The following is a 23,869-nucleotide window of genomic DNA, read 5'->3' as shown; positions in this document are numbered from 1 at the left end:
GGCTTCCGCCGGTGGGTCAGCGGCGCCGGCCGGCCCGGCCGCCCTGGGCGGTCCGCCCCGGTACGGCGTGCACGCTCTGCGCCTGCTGGGTCTCCCGCTCGGCGTCCCAGCGGGCGTACGCGTCGACGATGTCGCCCACCAGCTTGTGACGCACCACGTCGGAGCTGGAGAGCTGGGCGAAGTGCACGTCCTCGACGTTGTTCAGGATCTCCCGGACCACCCGCAGGCCGCTGGTCGTCCCGCCGGGAAGGTCCACCTGGGTGACGTCACCGGTGACGACGATCTTGGAGCCGAAGCCGAGCCGGGTGAGGAACATCTTCATCTGCTCGGGCGTGGTGTTCTGCGCCTCGTCCAGGATGATGAACGCGTCGTTAAGGGTGCGGCCCCTCATGTATGCCAGCGGCGCGACCTCGATCGTGCCGGCGGCCATCAGCTTGGGGATGGTCTCCGGGTCGAGCATGTCGTGCAGCGCGTCGTAGAGCGGGCGCAGGTAAGGGTCGATCTTCTCGTTCAGGGTGCCGGGCAGGAAGCCCAGCCGCTCCCCCGCCTCGACCGCCGGCCGGGTCAGGATGATCCGGTTGACCTGCTTGGCCTGGAGCGCCTGCACGGCCTTCGCCATGGCCAGGTACGTCTTGCCGGTACCCGCCGGGCCGATGCCGAAGACGATGGTGTGGGCGTCGATCGCGTCGACGTACTTCTTCTGCCCCAGCGTCTTGGGACGGATGGTGCGGCCGCGCCGGGAGAGGATGTTGAGTGTCAGGACCTCGGCGGGCCGCTCGGCGCCGCCCTGTTCGAGCATGCCGACGGTACGCCGTACCGCGTCTGTGGTCAGGGTCTCGCCTTTCTCGATCAGTTCGAGCAGCTCACTGAAGAGACGCTCGGCGAGGGCGTTCTCGGCGGGGGCGCCGGTGATGGTGATCTCGTTGCCGCGGACGTGGACGTCGCTGTCGATCGAGCGCTCGACGAGCCGCAGGATCTCGTCGCCCGCGCCGAGCAGGTTCACCATGATCTTCTGGTCGGGGACCGTGATCCTGGTCTGCACACGCGGCGTGCCGGGAGGTGGGGTGCCGGTCATAGGTCGGGCCGTCGGGCCCTGCGCCACCTGCTCTCCGCTTCTCGGGCGCCGGGCCCTGCCGGCGCGGCGTTCGGTTACCTCCATCGTATCGGGTCGGCACCGTACGCACCGCGCCCATTTCCGGTGGCCGGCGGTCAGTCGCCGGCGCGGAAGTCGTACCCGTCGAAGGTCTCCTGGGTGCGGGTGAAACGGTAGGTCGCCCAGTGCATCCGGACCACCACGCCCCGTTCGTCGCGGGTCAGCCGCAGCAGCTCCCCCACCTCGCGGCCGGAGACCGTGCGGAACACGTCCGGCCGGTCCGGCAGCGGCGCGAACACCGCCGGCGGCTTCCCGGCCGGATCGTCCGCGCCACGCGCCCGCAGCGTCCCGTCGTGCCAGGAGAAGACGTACTCGAAGCCCTCACCCCACCAGCGGCCCGGCACGCCACGCAGGTGGTCCGGCGCGGGCGGGCCGGGACGCCACGGCTCGATCTCCGCCGGGTCGTGCTCGGCGGCGGCGGCGAGCAGCCGGTGTGACAGGTCGAACACCTCCACGCCGGTGCCGGACGAGCCGAGCACCGCGACGCCCATCGCCCCGGCGGTGCCCTGCCCGCCGCGCCGCCCGTAGACAGCGGCGAGGAATCCGGGCATCGCGCCGTCGTGGCCCACGTGGATCACCCGCTCCGGCTGCGGGATCAGGATCAGCCCCAGCCCGAAGCCGGCCGACCAGACCGACTCGTCGGTGGGCGTGAGCGGCCAGCGCATCTCCTCGACAGTCGTCGCGGCGAGCACCGCGCCGTCCGGGTCCACCGCCGCCGGGTCGGCCAGGAACGCGGCCCACCGGGCCATGTCCGTCGCGGTGCTCCAGAGCTGCGCGGCGGGGGCCACCGCGCCGAAGTCGGCGGGTGGTTCCGGGTGGGCCTCGTCGGAGTACGCGTCGACCAGGAACCCGGTCGCGGCCCGCTCGGTCGGGTACGGGCCGGTGGCGGTCAGCCCGAGTGGGGTGAGCACCCGGTCGGCCAGCACCTCGGCCCAGGTGCCGCCACGCAGCCGGGCGACCGCCTCGCCGAGCAGCGCCAGGCCGAGGTTGGAGTAGTGGAAGCGCCGGCCGGTGGGCAGCACCCGCTCGACCCGGGCCAGGTCGGCCAGCAGTTCGTCGACGGCCGGGGCGCGCAGGCTGTCCCACACGTCGCCGTGCGGCTCGCGTTGCAGGCCGGCGGTGTGCGACAGCAGCCGGCGTACTGTCGCGTCGCCGTGCGCGGGCAGGTCGAGGTGCCGCCCGATCGGGTCGTCCAGGTCGAGCAGGCCCTCGTCGCGGCACTGCATGACGAGCACCGCGGTGAAGGTCTTGGTGACCGAGCCGATCCGGAACACCGTCTCCGGCCCCAGCGGGGTGTCGTTGCCGGTGTCGCCCACGGCGCAGGTCCATAGCGGCCGGTCGGCCCGGTGCAGGGCGGCCGACACCGCCGGGATCCGCCCGGTGGCCTGCGCCTGGCGCACCATCCGGCCGAGCCGGTCGGAGACGTCGGTCATCGGCAGAGCATCGGGCCGAGCGGCGCGCCGCCGAGCAGGTGGGCGTGCACGTGGAAGACCTCCTGGCCGCCGTACGGGCCGGTGTTGAACATCAGCCGGAACCCGTCCACGGTCAGGCCCTCCTCCTCGGCGACCACGGCGGCGGTCTGGAGCACCTCGCCGGCCAGCTCGGGCGCACCCTGGGCCAGCGTGGCCACGTCCGCGTAGTGCTCCTTCGGGATCACCAGCACGTGGGTGGGCGCCTTCGGGTCGATGTCCCGGAAGGCCAGGGTGGTGGCGGTCTCGCGGACGATGGTGGCCGGAATCTCCCCGGCGACGATCCGGCAGAAGAGGCAGTCCATCGCAGCAGTGTAAGGAGGGGCCCCTGCTTAACGCCTCCGGTATGGGACGGGGCCCTTTTTAACAGTCTGGCCCGGTGCGGCAGGATGGCCGCCATGTCGGGACGGGCGGTGCTGGTGACGGGGGCCTCGCGGGGCATCGGGCGGGCGGTGGCGCGGGCGTTCGCCGCAGGTGGAGACCGGGTGGCGATCCACCACCGGGACTCGGCCGAGCTGGCCGAGCGGCTGCGCGCCGAGTTGCCGGGCGACGGGCACGTGGTGGTCCGCGCCGACCTGGCCGACGCCGACGCGGTACGGACCATGGTGGACGAGGCGGCCCAGCGGCTCGGCGGCCTCGACGTACTCGTGAACAACGCCGGGGTGTTCGGGCCGGCCGATCCCCCGCACCCGGTCTTCGAGAGCAGCTACGAGCAGTGGCGGGCGCGCTGGCGGGAGGTGCTCGACACCAACCTGGTCGGCGCCGCGAACGCCGCCTGGTGCGCCGCGCAGCACATGCGCGAACGCGGGGGCCGGATCGTGAACGTCTCGTCCCGGGGCGCGTTCCGGGGCGAGCCGGCCAACCCGGCGTACGGGGCCAGCAAGGCCGGGATGAACGCGATGGCCCAGTCGCTGGCGGTGGCCCTGGCGCCGTACGGCATCGCTGTGGCGTGCGTGGCGCCCGGCTTCGTCGAGACCGACATGACGAACGAGCACCTGAAGAGCGAGCGGGGCGAGGCGGTACGCGCCCAGTCCCCGTTCCACCGGGTGGCCCGGCCGGAGGAGATCGCGGCGGCGGTGCACTGGCTGGCGAGCCCCGAGGCCGAGTGGGCCGCAGGCACCATCATCGACATGAACGGCGCCTCCTACCTCCGCTCCTGACCCCACGCCCTCCGTGATCTTGCAGTTTCGGCCCCGACAAAGCGTCGCAAAAGGGGCGCGACACGGGCCGAAACTGCAAGATCAACACGGAAGGGGGGCGCGGAAGGGGCGCGGGTTCACCAGTGGGTCAGGCGGGTGGCCAGGACTGTCAGGGCTGCCACGCCTGCCGTGGACGTGCGCAGGACCGACGGGCCCAGGCGGACCGTACGGGCGCCCGCGTCGGCGAACGCGGCCAGCTCGTGGTCGGCGATGCCGCCCTCCGGGCCCACCACCAGCACGATCTCGCCGGTGGCCGGCAGGTCGACTGTGGTCAGCCGGTCGTGGGCACCCTCGTGCAGCACGAACGCGCCGGCCGCACCGGCGATCCGGCGGGCCACCGAGGCGGTGGACTCGTCCGGCGCGCCGGCCACCACCGGCAGCCACGGGCGGCGGGCCTGCTTGGCCGCCTCCCGGGCGGTCGCGACCCACTTCTGCCGGGCCCGTCCGCCCCGGTCGCCGCGCCACTGCGCCACCGAGCGGGACGCCGCCCACGGCACGATCTCGTCCACGCCGACCTCGGTCATCGCCTGCACGGCGAGTTCACCCCGGTCGCCCTTGGCGATGCCCTGCACCACGACGAGCCGGGGTACCGGCGCGTCCGCGTACCCCCGGCTGGTGACCCGCAGGTCGAGCGTGCCGCGGCCGACGGCGGTGACCACCGCGGCGGCGGTGCCGCCCCGGCCGTCGGCGAGCACCAGTTCCTCGCCGGTGCGCAGCCGCTGCACGGTGGCCGCGTGGTGGCCCTCCGGGCCGTCCAGCGTCAGCGTGTCACCGGTGGGCAGCGCCTCGACCAGGAACAGCGGGGCGGACACCTCAGGCGTGCCCGTTGAAGGCGTCGCGCATCCGGGAGAAGAAGCCGCCCTGCTTGGTCAGCTCGGCGACCTCCTCGCCGCGGGTCTTGGCGAAGTCGCGCAGCATCCGCTCCTGGTCGGCGTCGAGCTTGGTCGGGGTACGCACGTCCAGGTGCACGTAGAGGTCACCCCGGCCGGTGCCGCGCAGGTGCGGTACGCCCCGGGCGCGCAGCCGCATCGTGCTTCCGGGCTGGGTGCCGGGCTTGACGTCGACCGTCTCCTCGCTGTCCAGCGTCTTGATGGTCAGCCGGGTGCCCAGCGCGGCCGCGGTCATCGGCACGGTGACCCGGCAGTGCAGGTCGTCGCCCTTGCGGGAGTAGACGTCGTGCGGCCGCTCGTGGATCTCGACGTAGAGGTCACCGGCGGTGCCGCCACCCGGGCCGACCTCACCCTGCTGGGCCAGGCGGATCCGCATGCCGTCCTCGACCCCGGCCGGGATCTTCACGGTGAGCGAGCGGCGGGTGCGCACCCGGCCGTCACCGGCGCAGGTCGGGCAGGGGTGCGGGATGGTGGTGCCGTAGCCCTGGCAGACGGTGCACGGCCGGGCGGAGACCACCTGACCGAGGAAGGTCCGCTGCACCGACTGCACCTCGCCCCGGCCGCCGCACGCCTCGCAGGTGGCCAGGTGGGTGCCGGCGGCGGTGCCGGCGCCGGAGCAGGTGGTGCAGAGCACGGCGGTGTCGACGGTGATCGGCGCCTCGACGCCGAACGCGGTCTCGTTGAGGTCCAGCTCCAGGCGCAGGATCGCGTCCGCACCGGGGCGGGTGCGCGGACGCGGCCCCCGGCTGCCGCCCGCGGCGCCGCCGAAGAACGCGTCCATGATGTCCTGGAAGCCGACGAACGGACCGGCGCCGCCCGGGCCGCCGGGACCGCCCATGCCGCCGCCGCCCGGGGCGAGCGGGTCGCCACCCAGGTCGACGATCTGCCGCTTCCGGTCGTCCGAGAGGACCTCGTACGCGGCGTTGATGTCCTTGAACTTCTCCTGGGCCTCCGGGTCCGGATTGACGTCCGGGTGGAACTGCCGCGCCAGCTTGCGGTAGGCGCGCTTGATCTCGTCGTCGGAGGCGTCCCGGCTCACGCCGAGAATGCCGTAGTAGTCCCTGGCCACTGCGTTAGGTGTCCTCATGTTCGTCTCGCGTCGCTCCGGTCGTCGGCCGGAACCGGCCGTCGGCCCTGACTGGTCAGTTCTGGGCCAGCAGTTCGCCCACGTAGCGTGCCACGGCCCTCACCATGGCGATATTGCCGGGGTAGTCCATCCGGGTCGGCCCGAGCACGCCGAGTCCACCGACGATCGTGCTGCCCGGTCCGTAGCCGGTGCTGACCACCGAGGCGGCCCGCAGGTTGTCGAATTCGTTCTCGTCGCCGATGAGCACCCGGGTGGTGCTCGGCTCCGTCTCGCCGATCAGCTTGAGCAGCACGACCTCTTCTTCGAGCGCTTCCAGGATGGGCCGCAGCGAGCCCTGGAAGTCGAGCAGGCCACCCCGGGTGAGGTTGGCCTGTCCGGCCAGCGCGAGGCGCTCCTCGTGCCGTTCCACGAGCGTCTCCAGCAGCACGGTGGAGAGCGTGGTCATGGCCGGGCGCAGATGCGGCGCGGACTCCTCGACGAGCGCCTGCACCAGCGGCGGCGTCTCGGCGAGCTGGCTGCCGACGAGTTTCTCGTTCACCAGCCGGCGCAGGTCGGTCACGTCGTCGGCGGGCACCGGGGCGGGCAGCTCGACCAGCCGCTGCTCGACCCGGCCGGTGTCGGCGATCATGACGACCATGAGCCGGGTGGTGGAGATCGGCACCAGCTCCAGGTGGCGCACCTTGGAGCGGGCCAGGCTCGGGTACTGCACCACTGCCACCTGCCGGGTGAGCTGGGCGAGCAGCCGGACCGTGCGGTGCACCACGTCGTCCAGGTCGACGGCGCCGACCAGGAAGCGCTCGATCGCCCGGCGCTCGGCCGGGCTGAGCGGCTTGACCCGGGACAGCCGGTCGACGAAGAGGCGGTAGCCGCGGTCGGTGGGCACCCGGCCGGCACTGGTGTGCGGCTGCCGGATGTAGCCCTCCTCCTCCAGCACCGCCATGTCGTTGCGCACGGTGGCCGGCGAGACGCCGAGCTGGTGCCGCTCGACCAGGGCCTTGCTGCCGACCGGTTCCTGCGTGGCGACGTAGTCCTCGACGATCGCGCGCAGCACGGCGAGTTTGCGGTCGTCGAGACCCATTCCCCACCTCCTGACGCACCTCGGCCGGGCCGGCACGCGGCATCCGCCGGGCGGCTGGCACTCGACTGTAGCGAGTGCCAGTCTATGTCGGCACCCCCGCCGGCGCGATGATCGCCTGACGGACCTGCGGTGCGGCCCACCACACAGCGCCGCCCACCAGGGCCGAACAGCCGGTCATCGTCGGTCTGTGTCGCTCTGGTGCGAGTTGACCGGTGCCCCTACCGTGGCGACCATGACAGAACCTCCTCGCCCTCCAGGGGCAGGGGACTCCGGCCCCCAGCCCGACCCGTCGGCGCCCTACGGCTCGTCGCCGGGCAGCGAACCGCCCACCGCTCCACTGTCCGGGGCGCCGGGCGCCGGCGGGTATCCCCCGCCCGGTGACTATCCGCCTCCGGGCGGCTACCCGCCCCCCGGTGGTTACCCTCCGCCGGGCGGCACGCCCGGCTACGGCGCCGGCTACCCCGCCGGTGGCGGGTACGGCCCCGCCGCGTACGCCAACAACGACGAGAAGACGTGGGCCCTGGTGGCGCACTTCGGTGGCGCCGCGGGTGTCATCGTCGGCGGCGGTCTGCTCGGCTGGGTCGCCCCGCTGATCGCGATGATGACCCGCGGTCAGCAGTCGCCGACGGTCCGCGCCCACGCGGTCGCGGCGCTGAACTTCCAGATCACCTGGACCATCGCCAGCGTGCTCGCCTGGGTGATCACGGTCATCACCTGCGGGATCCTGTTCTTCGTCCCGATGCTGGTCTGGCTGGTGCCGCTGATCTTCGGAATCATCGGCGGGGTCAAGGCCAACGAGGGTGTGCTCTACCGCTACCCGATGACCTACAACTTCATCAAGTGACACCGCCGGCCGGCCGAGGGGGCGGCCGGCCGGTGCCGGTCACGGCAGCAGGTCGCGTACCACCGCGTCGGCCAGCAGCCGGCCGCGCAGCGTCAGCACCACAAGCCCTCGCGCGTACGCCCCGGCGTCGAGCAGCCCGGCGTCCCGGGCCCGCTCGGCGCCCGCCCGGCCGGGCTCGTCCAGCACGTCCAGCGGCAGCCCGGAGGCGAGCCGCACCCGCAGCATCACGTCCTCCATGTGCTGCTCGTCCGGGGTGAGCTGCTCCCGGGCCAGCGCGGGCGAGGCGCCCTCGGCCAGCCGGGCCGCGTACGCGCTCGGGTGCTTGACGTTCCACCACCGCACGCCGCCGACGTGGCTGTGCGCCCCCGGGCCCAGGCCCCACCAGTCGGCGCCGGTCCAGTAGAGCAGGTTGTGCCGGCACGCCGCCGCCGCCGACCGGGCCCAGTTCGACACCTCGTACCAGGAGAATCCGGCCTCGCCGAGCGCGGCCTCCGCAGCCAGGTAGCGGTCCGCCGCCACGTCGTCGGAGGGGTACGGCAGCTCGCCGCGGCGCATCCGCCCGGCCAGCCGGGTGCCGTCCTCCACGATCAGGGCGTACGCGCTGACGTGGTCCACGCCCGCGTCGACCACCTGGGCCAGCGAGGCGGCGAAGTCGTCTGCGGTCTCGCCCGGCGTGCCGTAGATCAGGTCCAGGTTCACGTGCTCGAACCCGGCGTCGCGCGCCTCCAGCGCGGCGGCGGTGGCCCGGCCCGCGCTGTGCCGCCGGTCCAGCACCGCGAGCACCCCCGGCGCGGCGGACTGCATGCCGAGCGAGATCCGGGTGTACCCGGCGGCCCGCAGCGTCTTGAGCGACTCCGGGCTCACCGACTCGGGGTTGGCCTCGGTGGTCACCTCGGCGTCGGCGGCCAGCCCCCAGACGCGGTCGATGCCGTCGAGGATCCGGGCCAGGTCGTCGGCGGGCAGCAGGGTGGGCGTGCCGCCGCCGACGAAGACCGTGTCGACCCGGGGTGGCGGCGAGTCGCCCAGCACCCGGGCGGCCAGCGCCAGTTCGGCCAGCACCGAGTCGGCGTACGTCTCCCGGCTCGCCCCGCCGCCCAGCTCCGAGGCGGTGTACGTGTTGAAGTCGCAGTAACCGCACCGGCTGGCGCAGAACGGGACGTGGACGTACACGCCGAAGCCGCGCGCGCCGACGGCGCGACGGGCGGTGGCGGGCAGCGATCCGTCGCGCGGGACGGGTTCGCCTTCTGGAAGGACGCCGGGCATGGCCACTAGTGTGCCCGGCATGACCTCTCCGGACGCTCTCGTGCGAGTCGCCACGGCCCGTGGGGTGACCACCCTCACCCTGGACAGTCCGCACAATCGCAACGCGCTCTCCACGCCCCTGATGACCCAGCTGCTGGCCGGGCTGGCCGACGCGGTCGCCGACGACGCGGTACGCGCGATCGTGCTCGACCACACCGGCCCGGTCTTCTGCTCCGGCGCCGACCTGAAGGAGACCGCCGCCGCGTACGCCAGCGGCACGGTGCCCGCCGGGATGCTCGGCGACGTGCTGGTGGCGGTGCGGGAGTGCCCGAAGCCGGTGGTGGCGAAGGTCGCCGGGCCGGCCCGGGCCGGCGGGCTGGGCCTGATCGCCGCCGCCGACCTGGCGGTCTGCGCGCAGGAGGCGACGTTCGCGTTCACCGAGGTGCGGATCGGCGTGATCCCGGCGGTGATCTCGGCGACCGTGCTGCCCCGGCTGGGCCAGCGGGCCGCCGCCGAGCTGTACCTGACCGGCGACACGTTCGACGGCCGCCGCGCCGCCGAGATCGGCCTGGTCACCGCGGCGGTGCCGGCCGACGAGCTGGACGCCGCCGTCGAGCGCTACTGCGCCTCGCTGGTGAAGGGCGCCCCGGGGGCGCTGGCCGGGGCGAAGGAGCTGCTGCGCCGGCCCGCCGGTCCCGACCTGCGGGCCGAGATCGCCGAGTTGGCCGCCCTGTCGACCGGGTACTTCCTCTCCGACGAGGGACGCGAGGGCGTCATGGCGTTCCGGGAGAAGCGTCCCGCCGCCTGGGTGCCCGCCGGAGACTGAGGTTCGCGGCGGGCCCCGCGGGAGCCATTGCGGCCGAGGTGGGGCCCGCCGGTCGGCCGAGACCCGCCGTGGCGGGTGGGACGTACGCTTGTCGGACTGTCGGGACAGGGGGTGCGGGTGCGGACGCGAGCGGCGATCGTGGCATCTGGGGTGGCGGTGTGCGTGCTGGCACTGCTCGCGGTCTACGTCGTGACCAAGCAGTTCGGCGAGCACCTGCGGCTCCCCCTGGCCAGCCGGACCTGCACCGTGAAGGCCGACGGCGAGGTGGTGCTCGGCGCCGACCAGATGGCGAACGCGGCCACCATCGCAGCCATCGGGATGCAGCGCCGGATGCCCGAGCGGGCGGTGGTGGTGGCGCTGGCGACCGCCTACCAGGAGTCGCACCTGCGCAACATCGCCCACGGCGACCGCGACTCGCTCGGCCTGTTCCAGCAGCGCCCGAGCCAGGGCTGGGGCAGCCCGGAGGAGATCCAGGACCCGCGGTACGCGGCGAACAAGTTCTACGCCGCGCTGAAGAAGGTCAAGGGCTGGGAGCGGATGCGGATCACCGACGCCGCCCAGCGGGTGCAGCGGTCGGCGTTCCCCGAGGCGTACCAGAAGTGGGCGGACGAGTCGGAGGTCCTCACCCGCGCGTTGCTCGGCCACGCGACCGGCGCGGTGGCCTGCACGGTCAGCTCGCCGCCGACGATGCGCGGGCCGGCTGCCGCCAGCGCCGTGCTGGAGAGCCTGTCGCTGGACTGGGGGCTGCCCCGGCTGGCCACTGCGACGGACCTGACCGCGCTCACCGTGCCGGCGGGCGACGACCGCAACGGCTGGCGGTACGCGCACTGGCTGGTCTCGCACGCCGACGATCACGGCGTGAAGAAGGTCCGCTTCGGCAACCTGGAGTGGACCGCCGCGCAGGGCTCCTGGGCCCGGGTGAAGGGCGACCCGGCCACCGAGGTGCGGGCCGAGGTGTTCGCCGCGGCCTGACCGGCCCGCCGGGTCAGCCCTTCACGGCTCCCGCGACGAGGCCGGAGACCATCCGGCGCTGCACCAGCAGGAAGAAGACGATCACCGGCAGGGTGAACAAGGTGGACGCCGCCATCACCGAGCCCCAGGCGGTGTCGTCCCGGCCGAAGAAGAACGTCATGGCCACCGGCAGCGTGTACTTCTGCTGGTCGTTGATGAAGGTCAGCGCGAAGATCAGCTCGTTCCACGCGGTGATGAACGAGAAGATGCTGGTGGCGACCAGGCCGGGCGCGACGAGCGGGAACAGCACCTTGCGGAACGTCTGTGCCCGGCTGGCGCCGTCGATGGCGGCGGCCTCCTCCAGTTCCTTCGGCACCGCGGCGACGAAGCCGCGCAGCATCCAGACCGCGAACGGCAGCGAGAAGCCGAGGTACGTGAGGATCAGGCTGGGCAGCGTGTTGTAGAGGCCGAGCCGCTGGATCATCAGGAACAGCGGGATGACCAGCGCCTCCAGCGGGATCATCTGCACCACCAGCAGCATGATCAGGAACGTGGTGCGCAGCTTGAACCGGAACCGGGCCACAGCGGTCGCGGCGAGCAGCGCGACCAGCCCGCTCAGCAGCACCGTCGCCAGCGCGACGAGGGCGCTGTTGAGGAAGAAGTCGGCGAACGTGACGCCCGGGATCAGATTGCCGGTGAGGATCTCCCGGTAGTGCTCCAGCGTCGGCTCCGCCGGCACCGGCCGGGGCGTGGACGAGAAGATCTCCCGGTTGGGCTTCAGCGAGGTCGCCACCATCCAGTAGACCGGGAACGCGGCGAAGAGCGCGACCAGCAGGCCCGCGCCGTTGAGGGCGATCTTCTTCATCATTCGTCCTCCTGCCGCAGCACCATGCGGACGTACAGGGCGGTCACCACGAGCAGGATCACGGTGAGGATGACCGCGATGGCCGAGCCGAGGCCGTACTTGGGCGGTGGTGAGAACGCCTCCGCGTACGAGTAGATCGACAGCATGAACGTGGACCGGTCCTGGGTGCCGCCGGCCAGCACGAACTGCTGGGTGAAGACCTTGAAGTCCCAGATCGTGGAGAGCACCACGAGGATGCCGAAGACCGGCCGCAGGACCGGGAACGTCACCGACCAGAAGACCTTCCACGGCCCGGCGCCGTCGACCCGGGCCGCCTCCTGCAACTCCGTCGGCACGCTCTTGAGCCCGGCCAGGACGCTCACCGCGATGAACGGGAACGAGTGCCAGACCACCACGAGCGTCAGGATGGCGAAGAACAGCAGCGGGTCGTTGAACCAGCCGTACCCGGTCCAGTCGCTGCGCCCGAACAGCGCCGTCGAGAGCCCGTCCGGGAGCTTGTTGAACAGCCAGGTGACCAGGCCGCTCGTGTCGTCGAAGATCCACTTCCAGACGATGGTGCCGGTCAGCGCCGGGGTGGCCCAGGCGAGCATCACGCAGCTCGCCACGAACGTGGCCATCTTCTTGCCCAGGCGGTTGAGCAGCAGCCCGACCAGCGTGCCGAGGATCATCGTGAGCGCCACGTTGGCGAGCGCGAACAGCACCGTGTTGCGCAGCACCGTACGGAAGAACGGGTCGCCGAGGATCTGCGCGTAGTTGGCCAGGCCGACCCACGGCCACTCGCGGTCGCCGCGCAGCTGCCGGACGCTGTCCAGCTTGTGGAAGGACATCCACACGACCTGGCCGAGCGGCCAGAGCAGCAACACGGCGATGATCGCCAGGCAGGGCAGGAGGAGCAGGTACGGAAGGTGGTCCACCCGGCGACGGCGCCGCCGCGCGGGGGTCTCCCGCGCGGCGGCCTCGCCGGTGGCCTCGGTCAGCGTGGTCACTTGGCGTTGAGGATGCTTTCCATCTCGGTGGCCGCGTCGGCGGTGGCCTTCTCGACCGTCTTCTGGCCCTTGATGACCGAGCTGTTCATCGCCTGGGTCACCGTCTTGGTCCGGCTGACCTCGACCCACTTCGGGGTGAGCGGGGTCAGCTTGGTGTTCTGGATGGCGGTGGCGAACGCGGCCATCACCTTGTCACTGGCGTAGTCGCCGCTGCTCACCAGATCCTGGTAGACCGGGAAGAAGCCGAGGCTGCTGGCGAACTCCTTGTCCTTCTGCTTGCTCAGCAGCACGGTCATGTAGTCCCAGGCCAGCGCCTGCCGCTCGCTGTCCTTCCAGATGGCGATGTCGGAGCCGCCGGCGAACGCCGGGGCGGGCTTGCCGTCCGGGCCGGGGATCGGGAACGTGCCCCACACCTTCTCGATGTCGGGGTTGTCCTTCTTCATCGCGCCGCCCTGCCAGCTACCGGCGAACGCCATGGCGGCCTTGCCGGTGGCGAACTGGGTACGGGCGTCGACCTCGTTCCACCCGGCGGCGGCCGGCGGGGCGACCTTGTGCACTGTCACCAGGTCGGTCCAGAACTTGACCGCCTTCTGCGCCTCGGGGGTGTTGTAGCCGGACTTCCAGCTGTCGCCCTCCTTGGTCGCGATCTCCCCGCCGGCACCCCAGAGGAAGGAGTAGAACGGCAGCTCGGAGTTGCCGGGCAGGGCGATGCCGTAGGTGCCCGGCTTCTTGGCCTGCACGGCCTTCGCGGCGGCGACCATCTCGTCCCAGTTCGTCGGCGTCTTCACGCCCGCCTCGGCGAACCAGTCGGTGCGGTAGTAGACGGCGCGGACGCCGGCGTACCACGGCACGCCGTACTGCTTGCCGTCGAGCTGGGCGTTCTTGACCAGGTCGGGCAGGATGTCCTTGCCCTCGGACCAGCCGTTGAACTTGTCCGAGACGTCGGCCAGGGCCTCCTGCGCGGCCCAGCCCTGGGTCTCGGTGTTGCCCAGCTCGGTGACGTCCGGGCCCTCCCCGCCGGCGAGCGCGGCCTGGAACTTCTTCGGCGCCTCGAGCCAGGGGATGTACTGCACCACGACGTCGGTCTCGGGGTGCTTCTTCTTGAACTCCGCCTCGACGCTGTCGAGGAACTTGGTCTGGGCGTCGCCGCCCTCACCCATCATCCACACAGTGAGCTTGCTGTTGTCGGCGGCCTTGTCGTCGTCGCCGGAGCCACCGCATGCGGTCAGCACCAACGCGGCCGACGCCACGATGGCGGTGACCGGAGCCAGCCGCTTCCACCTGTTCACGCCATATCTCCCTCAGGGCCGTTTGGCACTAACCTTCTCCGCCGCACCTTAGTAGGAAAATTTCCTTTACAACAGGGGGTGTTCGTGACGGAGGGCACAGGCGACCGTATCGCAGCCGGAGGCCCGGCCGACATCGATGCCGTCCGGGCAGTTCAGGGCTCACATACGCCGACGGGCGCCCGGCCGGTGAGGCCGGGCGCCCGTCGAGGCGCGTGGTGCGGGGTCAGTAGCGCGAGACGCCGCGGCGACGGCCGACGCCGGCCACCAGGGCCACGCCGATCGCGGCGAAGAGCACCTGCAGCATCAGCTCGCGCCAGTCGATACCGGCGGTCTCGGCGAAGCCGGAGGCCCGGGCCACGATCGTGCCCAGAAGCGCGGCGCCGACACCGATCAGCATGTGCAGCCAGATCGGCATGTTCTGACGGCCCGGCACGACCAGCCGGCCCAGCGCGCCGACGATCAGACCAACGACCAGCGCGGTGATGATGCCCCAAACGGTGAGCTCCATGGTCGCCCTCCTCCTTAAGATCCGGTCACACGTTTTTGTGTGTTCACTGTCGTGATCGCTAAGTTCCCGACCGCCCGGAAATCCAAACCGACTCCGATGACGAATTGTGCAGACGTACCCTGACCTGCTGCTTCTCCCCGAAACCCGGCGCGGCGGGCAGCCCCGGCACACCGACGGGGTTCAATGCCCCGAATACGCCGACGGGCGCCCGGCCGGTGAGGCCGGGCGCCCGTCGAGAGCGCGTGGTGCGTCGATCAGTAACGCGAGACGCTGCGGCGGCGGCCGACGCCGGCCACCAGGGCCACAGCGATGGCGGCGAGCACGACCTGCACGGCCAGCTCGGCCCAGTCGATGCCGGCGGTCTGCGTGGCGATGCCGAGCGCGCGGGCCAGGACGGTGCCCAGCAGCGCCGCGCCGACACCGATCACCATGTGCAGCCACATCGGCATGTTCTGCCGGCCCGGCACGACCAGCCGGCCCAGCGCGCCGACGATCAGACCCACGACGAGCGCGGTGATGATGCCCCAGACGGTGAACTCCACGGTCGGTCCTCCTAAAGCGATTTCGCACGTTCTGTGCGTTTGCTGTCGTGCCCGCTAAGTGCCCGACGCATCGAAAACCGAAACCGGCGGCATCGGCCGCCGCTCCCCCGGCCGGGACGAACCCGCAGGTGGGAGCGCTGCCAGCAGCTGAAAATTTCCTGGGTACGCGAACGGCCGGCGCCCTGAAGAGGAGGACGCCGGCCGGTTCGTGGGCTCTGGCGGCTACTTCTTGCCGGCGGGCTTGCCGTCGCCGGAGTCGGACGAGAGCGCCGCGATGAACGCCTCCTGAGGGACCTCCACCCGGCCCACCATCTTCATCCGCTTCTTGCCCTCCTTCTGCTTCTCCAGCAGCTTGCGCTTCCGGCTGATGTCACCGCCGTAGCACTTGGCGAGCACGTCCTTGCGGATCGCGCGGATGGTCTCCCGGGCGATCACCCGGCTGCCGATGGCCGCCTGGATCGGCACCTCGAACTGCTGGCGCGGGATCAGCGTGCGCAGCTTCGCCGCGATCGTCGTGCCGTACGTGTACGCCTTGTCCTTGTGCACGATCGCGCTGAACGCGTCGACCGGCTCGCCGTGCAGCAGGATGTCGACCTTCACCAGGTCGGACGCCTGCTCGCCGGAGGGCTCGTAGTCGAGCGAGGCGTAGCCCTTGGTGCGGCTCTTGAGCTGGTCGAAGAAGTCGAAGATGATCTCGGCCAGCGGCAGCGTGTAGCGCAGCTCCACCCGGTCGGCGGAGAGGTAGTCCATGCCGAGCAGGCTGCCCCGGCGACCCTGGCACAGCTCCATCACGGCGCCGACGTAGTCGTTCGGGGTCAGCACCGTGGCCCGCACCGTCGGCTCGTACACCTCGGCGATCTTGCCGGTCGGGTACTCGCTCGGGTTGGTGACCACGATCTCCTCGCCGTCCTCCTGGATGGCACGGTAGACCACGTTCGGCGCGGTGGAGATCAGGTCGAGGTTGAACTCCCGCTCCAGCCGCTCCCGGATGATCTCCAGGTGCAGCAGGCCGAGGAAGCCGCAGCGGAAGCCGAAGCCCAGCGCGCCGGAGGTCTCCGGCTCGTAGACCAGCGCGGCGTCGTTGAGCTTGAGCTTGTCCAGCGCCTCACGCAGGTTCGGGTAGTCCGAGCCGTCGATCGGGTAGAGCCCCGAGTAGACCATCGGCTTCGGGTCCTTGTAACCGCCGAGGGCCTCCTTGGCCGGGTTGTTGTTGATGGTGACCGTGTCACCGACCCGGGACTGGCGCACGTCCTTCACGCCGGTGATCAGGTAGCCCACCTCGCCGACACCGAGCGCGTCGGCCTTGACCATCTCGGGCGAGATGACGCCGATCTCCAGCAGCTCGTGGACGGCGCCGGTGGACATCATCTTGATCCGGTCCCGGGCGGAGATCCGGCCGTCGATCACCCGGACGTACGTGACCACGCCCCGGTAGACGTCGTACACCGAGTCGAAGATCATCGCGCGGGCCGGCGACTCGGCCTCGCCCACCGGCGGCACGAACTGCCTGACGATCTCGTCCAGGAGGTAGGGCACGCCCTCGCCGGTCTTGCCGGAGACCCTGATGCAGTCCGCCGGGTCGCCGCCGATCAGGTGGGCCAGCTCCTCGGCGTACTTCTCCGGCTGGGCGGCCGGCAGGTCGATCTTGTTGAGCACCGGGATGATGTGCAGGTCGTTCTCGAGCGCCAGATAGAGGTTTGCGAGCGTCTGCGCCTCGATGCCCTGCGCGGCGTCGACCAGCAGGATCGCGCCCTCGCAGGCGGCGAGCGAACGGGACACCTCGTAGGTGAAGTCCACGTGGCCCGGGGTGTCGATCATGTTGAGCACGGCGGTCTCACCGGCCCGGTCGCCCTCGCGGATCGTCCACGGCATCCGCACGGCCTGGCTCTTGATGGTGATGCCGCGCTCGCGCTCGATGTCCATCCGGTCCAGGTACTGGGCGCGCATCTGCCGCGGGTCGACCACACCGGTGAGCTGCAACATCCGGTCGGCCAGGGTCGACTTCCCGTGGTCGATGTGGGCGATGATGCAGAAGTTCCGGATGCGCGCCGGGTCGGTGGCACCAGGAGCGTTCGCGCCGGGATCGAGCGTCGGTGGCACAGCGGTCCGTTCTGGTCGGCTGACGTGAGCGGGCCGGCGCGTCGCCGGCCCCCTCCATGGTCCCACGTCGCCCGGGGCGCGCCCGGGCTCCCCCTTCACTCCACCGCTATTCCAGGGGTGGCCCGACTATTCCGCGGGTGGCTCGACAAACAGCGCGGCCAGCCTCGGCAGGCGGCGGCGGGCCTCCTCCTCGTCGTCGAAGTCCCAGAAGTCGTTCAGATCGGGCACCGGGACCGGGTCACGCTCGGCCGGCAGGTCGGACGCGGTGGCCTTCCGGTACGCGTCCCACGGCACCGCCAGCATCTGCTCGCACTCGAACTCCTCGCCGCTGAGCGCGGCGGCCCGGACCTGCGGCAGCTCGGCCAGCGCGTCCGGGTCGCCGACCGCCCGCGCGAACACCGCCCGCCCCTGGGTCATCAGCCAGCCCCGGAAGTACTCGAAGCCGTCGTCCGAGGCGCCCCCGTTGATCAGGTAGGCCGCGCCCCAGAGGTCGACCTTGTAGGAGGCGGCGAGCACCCGCCGCTGGTGGTGGGCGTATCCGACGATCTCCTCCGGGTCGCACTCGGCCAGCAGCGCGACCGCCCGGGCGGCGACCGCGTCGGGCTCTCCCCCGGCGCCGGCGCGGGCCTCGTCGATCAACTGCCAGAACTCGTCGGTCCTCATGGTGGGCAGTCTGGCAGAGCCCACCGACGTGCCGGTGCGACGTGCGGCGGTGCGGCGGTGCGGCAGCATGGTGCGGTGCGCGCGATCTCCCTACCGCCCGTTCCGTACGGGTCGACAGCCGTACGGCCCGGCTGGGCCGACCTGCCGGCCGGGCTGCGGGACGCGCTGGCCGCCCGGATCGGCGGCCCGCCGGCGGCGGTCCGGGTGGCAGGCGGCGGGTTCACCAGCGGCTTCGCCGCCGTGCTGACCGGCCCTGCCGGGGAGAGCGTGTTCGTCAAGGCGGCGGCACTCGACGGGCAGCGGCACCTGGTCGACTGGTACGCCCACGAGGCGGCGATCCTGGCCCGGCTCCCGGCCGGCCTGCCGGTGCCCCGGCCGCGCTGGGCGCTCACCGAGTCCGGCTGGTACGCACTCGCGCTCGACGCGATCGACGGTCACACCCCCCGGCTGCCCTGGGCGCCGGCCGAGCTGGACGCCGCCCTCGCCACGTACGCCCAGGTGGCCGCCGCGCTCGCCGAACCGCCCGCGGAGCTGGCCGCGCTCCGGCTCCCCCGCCTCGCGGACCTGGCCCGCGACGACATCCTCTGGTGGGGCGAGGTGGCCGCCCGGCGCGAGCCGCTGCCCGAGCAGGCCGCCGGCACCCCGCTCGCCGAGCTGGTCGCGCTGGAGTCGCGCCTGCCCGGGTACGCCGACGCCGCCCCCGGACTGGCCCACGGCGACCTGCGGGTGGACAACCTCCTGATCGACTCCGACGGGCGGGCGTGGCTGTGCGACTGGCCCTGGCTCTGCCACGGGCCGGCCTGGTTCGACCTGGCCGGGCTGCTGCTCACCGCGTACGCCGGCGGCCTGGACGCGGACGCCGCGTTCGCCGGCCACCCGGCGGCGGCAGGTGCGCCCGCTGATGCGCTGGACGTGACGCTCGCCGCGCTGGCCGGCTACTTCCTCACCGGCGCCGCCGCCGGACCGTCCACCGCCTCCCCGCACCTGCGCGCCCACCAGCGCTGGAGCGGGGAGCAGGCGCTCGGCTGGCTGGCCGAGCGCCGGGGCTGGTCCTGGACACGCCCCACCGCTACCCCTTGATCCACACCAGTTCGGCGAGGTGGCGGCATCCCACGGGCCCTGACCCCACCACCTCCCCGACGTGGCGCGCCGCTCGACCAGGCTGGGCGGAGGCGTTTTGGCTCGTCCGGGGCCGACCTGGTAGCGTGGCTTTTCGCGCGGCGATGACGCATGCTCGTCGTGCGCGTAAGCAGACCAACCCGAGCTATCAAGACGAGGCTGTCGCGTGGCGAACATCAAGTCCCAGATCAAGCGCAACCGGCAGAACGAGAAGCGCCGGCTGCGTAACAAGTCGGTCAAGTCGTCGCTGAAGACCGCCATCCGGAAGTTCCACGAGGCTGCCGAGGCGGGCGACACCGAGAAGGCCACCGTGCTCATGCGTGAGGCCACCCGCAAGCTGGACAAGGCTGCCAGCAAGGGTGTCATCCACTCGAACCAGGCGGCCAACCGGAAGTCGGCGATCGCCAAGCGCGTCGCCTCGTTCTCTGCCTGACCAGCGCTACAGATTTCACCGGAAGCCCCGGGGCCACGAGCCCACGGGGCTTCCGCCTGTCCGCACTCTCCCGCAGCGCGCGGTGCTGCGGCACCGCGCGGTGCGCGGTGCGCGGTGCGCGGTGCGCGGTGCGCGGTGCGCGGTGCGCGGTGCGCGGTGCGCGGTGCGCGGTGCGCGGTGCGCGGTGCGCGGTGCGCGGTGCGCGGTGCGCGGTGCGCGGTGCGCGGTGCGCGGAGATCTTGGACGATTTCGGCCCCTCTGGGGGCCGTTTCGTACCAAGATCTCGGGGTGATCCGGCCCCGGCGGTGTCTTCGGCGGTCGGTCGCTCCGGCGGGACAGCACGGGGCGTCCGGAGGGCGCGGTGCGCGGTGTCGGGCGACGAGGTGCGAAAGCTGCACCCTGCGGGGCAAGGCGCGACGCGAGGCATCCGGGAGAGCGCGGGGCGCGGTGTCGGGAGACCCAGCGCGGGGCGCGGTGCCGGGAGGCGCAGCGCCGGGCGTCCTCCGGAGGGCGCAACGCGGGGCGTCGGGAGCGCGGGGCGTCGGGAGCGCGGGGCGTCGGGAGCGCGGGGCGTCGGGAGCGCGCAGCGCGGGGGGCCGCTACTGCTCGTTCGGGTGGTCGAATGTCGCGCGTTGCGGGTGGTGGTAGCGGACGCCCCGGGAGTCTGTGGTCGCGCCGCCCGGCCACGCGCGGGCGCTCGGCGGCACCGCGCCGCGCGGCAGCGACCCGACGCTCGTCGCGCCGCCCGGGAGTGCGCGGGCGCTCGTGGGCACCCGGGCTCGCCCGACCACCGGCTCCATCTGGCGGCGGAAGCGGTCCCGTTCCTGCTCGGGCACCTGCGCGGCGGTGCGGACGACCATCTCGGCCACCACGTCGTTGAGCTTGACCATCGCCGCCACCGCGATCGGCAGCACCAGCACCGCCCACCAGCTCACCAGTTCGGCGAGCGCGAGCAGCACGGCCAGCGCCACCGCGCCCTCGAAGAAGAGGAAGCAGAGCACCCCACCCGGGTTGACGAAGCGCAGTCCCAGCACCCGGGCGTAGAGCGGACGGTATCGCTCCTCGTCCGTGGCCACCGTCGACCACGCTCGGGTCACCGGGCGCCGCCCTGCCGGGCCGCGGCCACCGAGAACACGGCCCGCTCCAGCGCGTACGCCCGGTCGTCGGCGCCACCCTTGACCGCCGCGTTGCACTCGGCTGCCACCCGCATCGCCTCGACCAGGCCCTCCGGCGTCCAGCCCCGGGCGCGCACCTGGGCCTTCTCGATCTTCCAGGCCGGCATGCCGAGCGTCTTGGCCAGCTGGAACGCGCTGCTTCGGCCGGCGGCGGCGACCCGGGCGACGGTCCGTACGCCGTCGGCCAGCGCATCGGCGATCGGCACCGGGTCCACGCCGACGTGCAGCGCCCACCGCAGCGCCTCCAGCGCGCCCGGCACGTCACCGACCATCGTCGCGTCGGCGACGGTGAAGCCTGTCACCTCGGCCCGTCCCCGGTAGTAGCGGGCGACAGTGTCAGCGCCGATCCGCCCGTCGGTGTCGGCGACCAGCTGCGAGCAGGCGGCGGCCAGCTCACGCATGTCGTTCCCGACGGCCGCGACCAGGGCGTCGGCCGCGTCGGGCGTGCACTTGCCGCCGATGCGGCGGATCTCGTCCCGCACGAAGGCGGCCCGCTCGCGGTCACCCTTGAGCTTCACCGCCGGCACCACAGTGGCGCCCGCCGCCCGCAGACCGTCGGCGAACGCCTTGCCCTTGGCCCCGCCCAGGTGCAGCACCACGAGCTGGACGTCCGGGTCGGGATTCTTCGCGTACGCCAGCAGCGCGGTGGACAGGTCCTTGCGGGCGTCCTGGCCGGAGCGGAGCACGAGCACCCGGCGACCGCCGAACAGCGACGGGCTGAGCATCTCGGCGATCTCGCCGACGGTGAGCGTCCCGGCCTGGTATTCCCGCACGTCCACGTCGGGGTCGACCTCGCGGGCCCGGGCGACGGCTTCGGTGACCGCTCGCGTGGCGAGCAGCTCCTCGTCGCCGAGGACGAGCACAATAGGAGGCAGGTCGGCGGGGGTCACGTCGCCCATACTCGCACGCCCTCCGACCCGGCCGGGCCTGCTCATCGGGGACTGTGACGGCGCAGCCCGCACACAGCGCAAATCCAGACATTTGACTCGATTCCTCATCTACCGCAACAAGATCCCCTGGTTCAGCGTGGCGCTCCCGACTCGGCGCCGCGCCTCACCACCGCGAGGCGGGTGCCCGTCCGGACCGCCGCCACGTCCCCGTCGGTGTCGGTACGCAGCACCCGCGCACCGCCCCGGGTCAGCCGGTCCAGCAGCCCGGCGTTGGGGTGCCCGTAGTCGTTGTCGACGCCCACGCACACGAGAGCCACCGCCGGGCGTACCGCGGCCAGGAACTCCGGCGCTTGGTACGCCGACCCGTGGTGGGCGACCTTCAGCACGTCGGCGCGGATCGCGGCGGCCTGTGTGGTCTCCAGCATCGCCCGCTGCTCCTCCGTCTCGGCGTCACCGGTGAGCAGGATCCGTACCCCGCCCACAGTGGCGGCCAGCACCAGCGAGTTGTTGTTCGGATCCGACCGGCTGCCCCGCAGCGGGTACGGCGGCCCGACCGCGACCAGGTCCACCGCGCCCGCCCGCCACCGCCAGCCCGCCTGCACCGCAGCGAGCGACGTACCGGCCCGGCGGGCTGCCTCGCGTACCTGGGCGGCGCCGTAGGGGGGCTCGGACCAGGACGGACCCACCACCGCGCCCACCCGCCGGCCCCGGAACACCCCGGCCACGCCGCCGACGTGGTCGACGTGGAAGTGGCTGACCACCAGCAACGGCACCTCGCGTACGCGCAGGCGGCGCAGGCAGGCGTCCACGCCGGACGGCTCCGGGCCGGCGTCCACCACCACGGCCCGGCCGGCGGCGACCGGCAGCACCACCGCGTCCCCCTGCCCCACCGCGCACGCCACCACCACCCAGCCGCGCGGCGGCCAGCCCGAGGCGAGCAGCCGCACCGGTACCGCGCCAAGCACCACCGCCACCACGACGACAGCGATCAGCCGCCGCGCCCGGCGTCGCCGGAAGGCGAGCAGCAGCGCCACGCTCACCGCCGCCAGCAGCAGGGCCCCTGCCACCCCACCCGCCCACGGTAGGTTCCCGGCCGGCAGGTCCGCGCCGTACGCGGCCACCGCCACCAGCCAGCGCGCCGGCCAGCTCGCCAGCCAGGCGAGGAACTCCGCGCCGCCCGGCCACAGCGGCGACAGCACCGCCGCCAGCACGCCGAGTACGGTGGCCGGCGCGACGGCCGGCACCGCGAGCAGGTTCGCCGGTACCGCCACCAGGCTCACCGTCGCGGACAGTCCAGCGATCACCGGGCCGCAGGCCAGTTGCGCGGCGGCAGGCACCGCGAGCGCCTCGGCGAGCCCGGCCGGTACGCCCCGGCGCCGCAACGCGTCCCGCCATCCCGGCGCGAACAGCAGCAGTCCCCCGGTGGCGCAGACCGACAACGCGAAACCCGGGTCGCCCGCGAGGTCGGGGTCGTACAGGACCAGCCCGGTGACAGCGGTGGCGAGCGCAGGCAGCGCCGACCGGGACCGCCCGGCGGCGAGCGCGGCGAGCCCGATCGCGCCCATCGCGGCGGCACGCACCACGCTCGGCGAGGGCCGCACCAGGATGACGAACCCGACGAGCGCGAGGACGCAGAGCACGGCGGCGGTACGCGGACCGGCGCGCGCCCAGCGGGCCAGCAGCAGCACCGCCCCGACGACGATCGCCACGTTGGAGCCGGACACCGCGTTGAGATGCGTCATCCCGGTGGCCCGGAAGTCCTCCTCCACCTCCGGCAGCAGCCGGCTGGTGTCGCCCACCACCAGACCCGGCAGCAGCCCGCCCGGCGCATCGGGCAGCGGCTCGCAGGCCCGTTGCAGCCCGGCCCGCAGTACCCCTGCCGCTCGTTGCGGCCACGATGCGTCGCCGCGCAGCGTGGGCGGGTCGGCGGTGGAGAGCACGGCGGCAGTCAGGTCGCCGCCGCGCGGGGCGGCCAGCCTCCCCCGGCTGGTGACCCGCTGCCCGGGAAGCAGTGGACGCCAGGCCGGGTCGGTGGCGAGCACCAGCGCGCGTACGGGGCCGGTGACGCGGACGCCGTCGGGTCCGGTGAGCCGGATCAGATCCACACGGACCAGCAGCATCGGTTGCCGGCCGGGCGCGCCGCGTACCGGGCGGGGATCGTCGCGCAGCACCAGCTCGGCGGTGACCGGGGCACTGTCGGTGACGAGCGCGCGGATCGGGGCGGCGTCGCGGACCGCGACCCGCGCGCCGGTGGCCGCCGCGCCGCAGAGCACACCGAGCAGTACGGCGACCGCGATCCAGCCGTAGCGGCGGGCAGTCGCGCTCGGCCGGCCCAGCACGCCGCCCAGGTGCAGGCCCGTGAGCAGAGCCAGCGCGGCGGCGACAGCGGCCACCCCCACGGTCGACCGGACACTCAGGTGCAGCCCGGCCAACGCGGCGAGCCACGCAGCCACCGCCAGTCCGGCCAGCCGCAGGTCGGGCACGTCGCGGTCCGGCGCATTACCGTCGGTGGTGCCGGAGGCTGCGGAAACGACCCGGCCACGCTCACCGCCCGCCGCAG

At 72.8% G+C, this 23,869-nt stretch carries 23 protein-coding genes; 6 read left to right on the top strand and 17 right to left on the bottom strand.

Annotation, left to right across the window (positions count from 1 at the left end):
* Positions 1-16: 16 nt before the first annotated feature.
* From ML5_RS17190 to ML5_RS17180, 3 genes are all read right to left on the bottom strand, one after another.
* Positions 17-1,075 (bottom strand): PhoH family protein, encoded by a 1,059-nt coding sequence (locus ML5_RS17190; protein WP_041784202.1) that lies wholly within the window; start codon positions 1,073-1,075, stop codon positions 17-19.
* Between the two features lie 134 nt (positions 1,076-1,209).
* On the bottom strand, positions 1,210-2,586 hold the full coding sequence (locus tag ML5_RS17185) for a serine hydrolase (RefSeq protein ID WP_013475525.1): 1,377 nt from the start codon (positions 2,584-2,586) through the stop codon (positions 1,210-1,212).
* Complete coding sequence (locus ML5_RS17180) at positions 2,583-2,927, bottom strand: histidine triad nucleotide-binding protein (protein ID WP_013475524.1); 345 nt, start codon at positions 2,925-2,927, stop codon at positions 2,583-2,585. The genes ML5_RS17185 and ML5_RS17180 overlap by 4 nt, the downstream gene beginning before the upstream one ends.
* Before the next feature lie 93 nt (positions 2,928-3,020).
* Between ML5_RS17180 and ML5_RS17175 the strand changes: the two genes are divergently transcribed.
* Positions 3,021-3,782 carry an SDR family NAD(P)-dependent oxidoreductase gene (locus tag ML5_RS17175; protein ID WP_013475523.1) on the top strand — a complete coding sequence of 254 codons (762 nt, stop codon included), beginning with the start codon at positions 3,021-3,023 and terminating at the stop codon, positions 3,780-3,782.
* A 116-nt stretch (positions 3,783-3,898) separates the two neighbouring features.
* On the opposite strand, the gene ML5_RS17170 is transcribed toward ML5_RS17175, so the two are convergent.
* The 3 genes from ML5_RS17170 to hrcA all read right to left on the bottom strand — a co-directional run bounded on the left by ML5_RS17170 (position 3,899) and on the right by hrcA (position 6,876).
* Positions 3,899-4,633, bottom strand: a complete 735-nt coding sequence (locus ML5_RS17170; protein WP_013475522.1) for a 16S rRNA (uracil(1498)-N(3))-methyltransferase — start codon at positions 4,631-4,633, stop codon at positions 3,899-3,901.
* A 1-nt stretch (position 4,634) separates the two neighbouring features.
* A complete protein-coding gene (gene dnaJ / locus ML5_RS17165; RefSeq protein ID WP_030274641.1) occupies positions 4,635-5,780 on the bottom strand; it encodes a molecular chaperone DnaJ in 1,146 nt (381 codons plus the stop codon).
* Positions 5,781-5,853: 73 nt separating this feature from the next.
* On the bottom strand, positions 5,854-6,876 hold the full coding sequence (gene hrcA / locus ML5_RS17160) for a heat-inducible transcriptional repressor HrcA (RefSeq protein WP_013287975.1): 1,023 nt from the start codon (positions 6,874-6,876) through the stop codon (positions 5,854-5,856).
* A 232-nt stretch (positions 6,877-7,108) separates the two neighbouring features.
* Between hrcA and ML5_RS31555 the strand changes: the two genes are divergently transcribed.
* Positions 7,109-7,720 (top strand): DUF4870 domain-containing protein, encoded by a 612-nt coding sequence (locus ML5_RS31555; protein WP_013475521.1) that lies wholly within the window; start codon positions 7,109-7,111, stop codon positions 7,718-7,720.
* 39 nt (positions 7,721-7,759) lie between these two features.
* Here ML5_RS31555 and hemW read toward each other — a convergent pair whose 3' ends face one another.
* Positions 7,760-8,983: a radical SAM family heme chaperone HemW gene (gene hemW / locus ML5_RS17150; RefSeq protein WP_176739779.1), complete on the bottom strand. Its 1,224-nt coding sequence runs from the start codon at positions 8,981-8,983 to the stop codon at positions 7,760-7,762.
* A gap of 19 nt (positions 8,984-9,002) precedes the next feature.
* Between hemW and ML5_RS17145 the strand changes: the two genes are divergently transcribed.
* Positions 9,003-9,788, top strand: coding sequence for an enoyl-CoA hydratase-related protein (locus ML5_RS17145; RefSeq protein WP_013287978.1), 786 nt, complete (start codon positions 9,003-9,005; stop codon positions 9,786-9,788).
* 111 nt (positions 9,789-9,899) lie between these two features.
* Positions 9,900-10,760 (top strand): hypothetical protein, encoded by an 861-nt coding sequence (locus ML5_RS17140; RefSeq protein ID WP_030274634.1) that lies wholly within the window; start codon positions 9,900-9,902, stop codon positions 10,758-10,760.
* A 13-nt stretch (positions 10,761-10,773) separates the two neighbouring features.
* On the opposite strand, the gene ML5_RS17135 is transcribed toward ML5_RS17140, so the two are convergent.
* The 7 genes from ML5_RS17135 to ML5_RS17105 all read right to left on the bottom strand — a co-directional run bounded on the left by ML5_RS17135 (position 10,774) and on the right by ML5_RS17105 (position 17,692).
* Positions 10,774-11,607 carry a carbohydrate ABC transporter permease gene (locus ML5_RS17135; protein WP_013287980.1) on the bottom strand — a complete coding sequence of 278 codons (834 nt, stop codon included), beginning with the start codon at positions 11,605-11,607 and terminating at the stop codon, positions 10,774-10,776.
* The gene (locus ML5_RS17130) at positions 11,604-12,590 is read right to left on the bottom strand and encodes a carbohydrate ABC transporter permease (RefSeq protein ID WP_013287981.1); all 987 of its coding nucleotides are present in this window, start codon (positions 12,588-12,590) and stop codon (positions 11,604-11,606) included. Before ML5_RS17130 ends, ML5_RS17135 begins: the two co-directional genes overlap by 4 nt.
* Positions 12,587-13,879, bottom strand: a complete 1,293-nt coding sequence (locus tag ML5_RS17125) for a sugar ABC transporter substrate-binding protein (protein WP_013287982.1) — start codon at positions 13,877-13,879, stop codon at positions 12,587-12,589. The genes ML5_RS17130 and ML5_RS17125 overlap by 4 nt, the downstream gene beginning before the upstream one ends.
* 223 nt (positions 13,880-14,102) lie before the next feature.
* Positions 14,103-14,387 (bottom strand): GlsB/YeaQ/YmgE family stress response membrane protein, encoded by a 285-nt coding sequence (locus tag ML5_RS17120; protein WP_013287983.1) that lies wholly within the window; start codon positions 14,385-14,387, stop codon positions 14,103-14,105.
* Between the two features lie 254 nt (positions 14,388-14,641).
* Positions 14,642-14,929: a GlsB/YeaQ/YmgE family stress response membrane protein gene (locus ML5_RS17115; protein ID WP_013287984.1), complete on the bottom strand. Its 288-nt coding sequence runs from the start codon at positions 14,927-14,929 to the stop codon at positions 14,642-14,644.
* Between the two features lie 222 nt (positions 14,930-15,151).
* Positions 15,152-17,029: a translation elongation factor 4 gene (gene lepA / locus ML5_RS17110; RefSeq protein WP_013287985.1), complete on the bottom strand. Its 1,878-nt coding sequence runs from the start codon at positions 17,027-17,029 to the stop codon at positions 15,152-15,154.
* Between the two features lie 126 nt (positions 17,030-17,155).
* Positions 17,156-17,692 (bottom strand): DUF4240 domain-containing protein, encoded by a 537-nt coding sequence (locus tag ML5_RS17105; RefSeq protein ID WP_013287986.1) that lies wholly within the window; start codon positions 17,690-17,692, stop codon positions 17,156-17,158.
* A gap of 75 nt (positions 17,693-17,767) precedes the next feature.
* On the opposite strand from ML5_RS17105, the gene ML5_RS17100 reads away from it, so the two are divergent.
* Positions 17,768-18,772 carry an aminoglycoside phosphotransferase family protein gene (locus tag ML5_RS17100; protein WP_083816945.1) on the top strand — a complete coding sequence of 335 codons (1,005 nt, stop codon included), beginning with the start codon at positions 17,768-17,770 and terminating at the stop codon, positions 18,770-18,772.
* Positions 18,773-18,977: 205 nt separating this feature from the next.
* Complete coding sequence (gene rpsT / locus ML5_RS17095) at positions 18,978-19,244, top strand: 30S ribosomal protein S20 (RefSeq protein ID WP_013287988.1); 267 nt, start codon at positions 18,978-18,980, stop codon at positions 19,242-19,244.
* A gap of 599 nt (positions 19,245-19,843) precedes the next feature.
* On the opposite strand, the gene ML5_RS17090 is transcribed toward rpsT, so the two are convergent.
* The 3 genes from ML5_RS17090 to ML5_RS17080 form a co-directional block, all read right to left on the bottom strand.
* The gene (locus tag ML5_RS17090) at positions 19,844-20,341 is read right to left on the bottom strand and encodes a hypothetical protein (RefSeq protein ID WP_013475516.1); all 498 of its coding nucleotides are present in this window, start codon (positions 20,339-20,341) and stop codon (positions 19,844-19,846) included.
* Positions 20,338-21,318, bottom strand: coding sequence for a DNA polymerase III subunit delta (holA, locus tag ML5_RS17085; RefSeq protein WP_013475515.1), 981 nt, complete (start codon positions 21,316-21,318; stop codon positions 20,338-20,340). Before holA ends, ML5_RS17090 begins: the two co-directional genes overlap by 4 nt.
* Positions 21,319-21,440: 122 nt before the next feature.
* Positions 21,441-23,792 (bottom strand): ComEC/Rec2 family competence protein, encoded by a 2,352-nt coding sequence (locus ML5_RS17080; RefSeq protein WP_013475514.1) that lies wholly within the window; start codon positions 23,790-23,792, stop codon positions 21,441-21,443.
* Between the last annotated feature and the right edge of the window lie 77 nt (positions 23,793-23,869).

The sequence above is a fragment of the Micromonospora sp. L5 genome, from assembly GCF_000177655.2.
GTDB classification, from domain to species: Bacteria; Actinomycetota; Actinomycetes; order Mycobacteriales; family Micromonosporaceae; genus Micromonospora; species Micromonospora aurantiaca.
Note: the sequence above shows the minus strand (reverse complement) of the source record. Positions and strands in the feature narration are given on the sequence as shown.

Excerpts from the sequence above, each read along its gene's own strand:
- ML5_RS17190 (WP_041784202.1), bottom strand. The coding sequence starts at position 1,075 with ATGACCGGCACCCCACCTCCCGGCACGCCGCGTGTGCAGACCAGGATC.
- holA (WP_013475515.1), bottom strand. The coding sequence starts at position 21,318 with ATGGGCGACGTGACCCCCGCCGACCTGCCTCCTATTGTGCTCGTCCTC.
- ML5_RS17175 (WP_013475523.1), top strand. The coding sequence starts at position 3,021 with ATGTCGGGACGGGCGGTGCTGGTGACGGGGGCCTCGCGGGGCATCGGG.
- hemW (WP_176739779.1), bottom strand. The coding sequence starts at position 8,983 with ATGCCCGGCGTCCTTCCAGAAGGCGAACCCGTCCCGCGCGACGGATCG.
- ML5_RS17185 (WP_013475525.1), bottom strand. The coding sequence starts at position 2,586 with ATGACCGACGTCTCCGACCGGCTCGGCCGGATGGTGCGCCAGGCGCAG.
- hrcA (WP_013287975.1), bottom strand. The coding sequence starts at position 6,876 with ATGGGTCTCGACGACCGCAAACTCGCCGTGCTGCGCGCGATCGTCGAG.
- ML5_RS17105 (WP_013287986.1), bottom strand. The coding sequence starts at position 17,692 with ATGAGGACCGACGAGTTCTGGCAGTTGATCGACGAGGCCCGCGCCGGC.
- ML5_RS17135 (WP_013287980.1), bottom strand. The coding sequence starts at position 11,607 with ATGATGAAGAAGATCGCCCTCAACGGCGCGGGCCTGCTGGTCGCGCTC.
- ML5_RS17120 (WP_013287983.1), bottom strand. The coding sequence starts at position 14,387 with ATGGAGCTCACCGTTTGGGGCATCATCACCGCGCTGGTCGTTGGTCTG.
- ML5_RS17180 (WP_013475524.1), bottom strand. The coding sequence starts at position 2,927 with ATGGACTGCCTCTTCTGCCGGATCGTCGCCGGGGAGATTCCGGCCACC.
- ML5_RS17145 (WP_013287978.1), top strand. The coding sequence starts at position 9,003 with ATGACCTCTCCGGACGCTCTCGTGCGAGTCGCCACGGCCCGTGGGGTG.
- ML5_RS31555 (WP_013475521.1), top strand. The coding sequence starts at position 7,109 with ATGACAGAACCTCCTCGCCCTCCAGGGGCAGGGGACTCCGGCCCCCAG.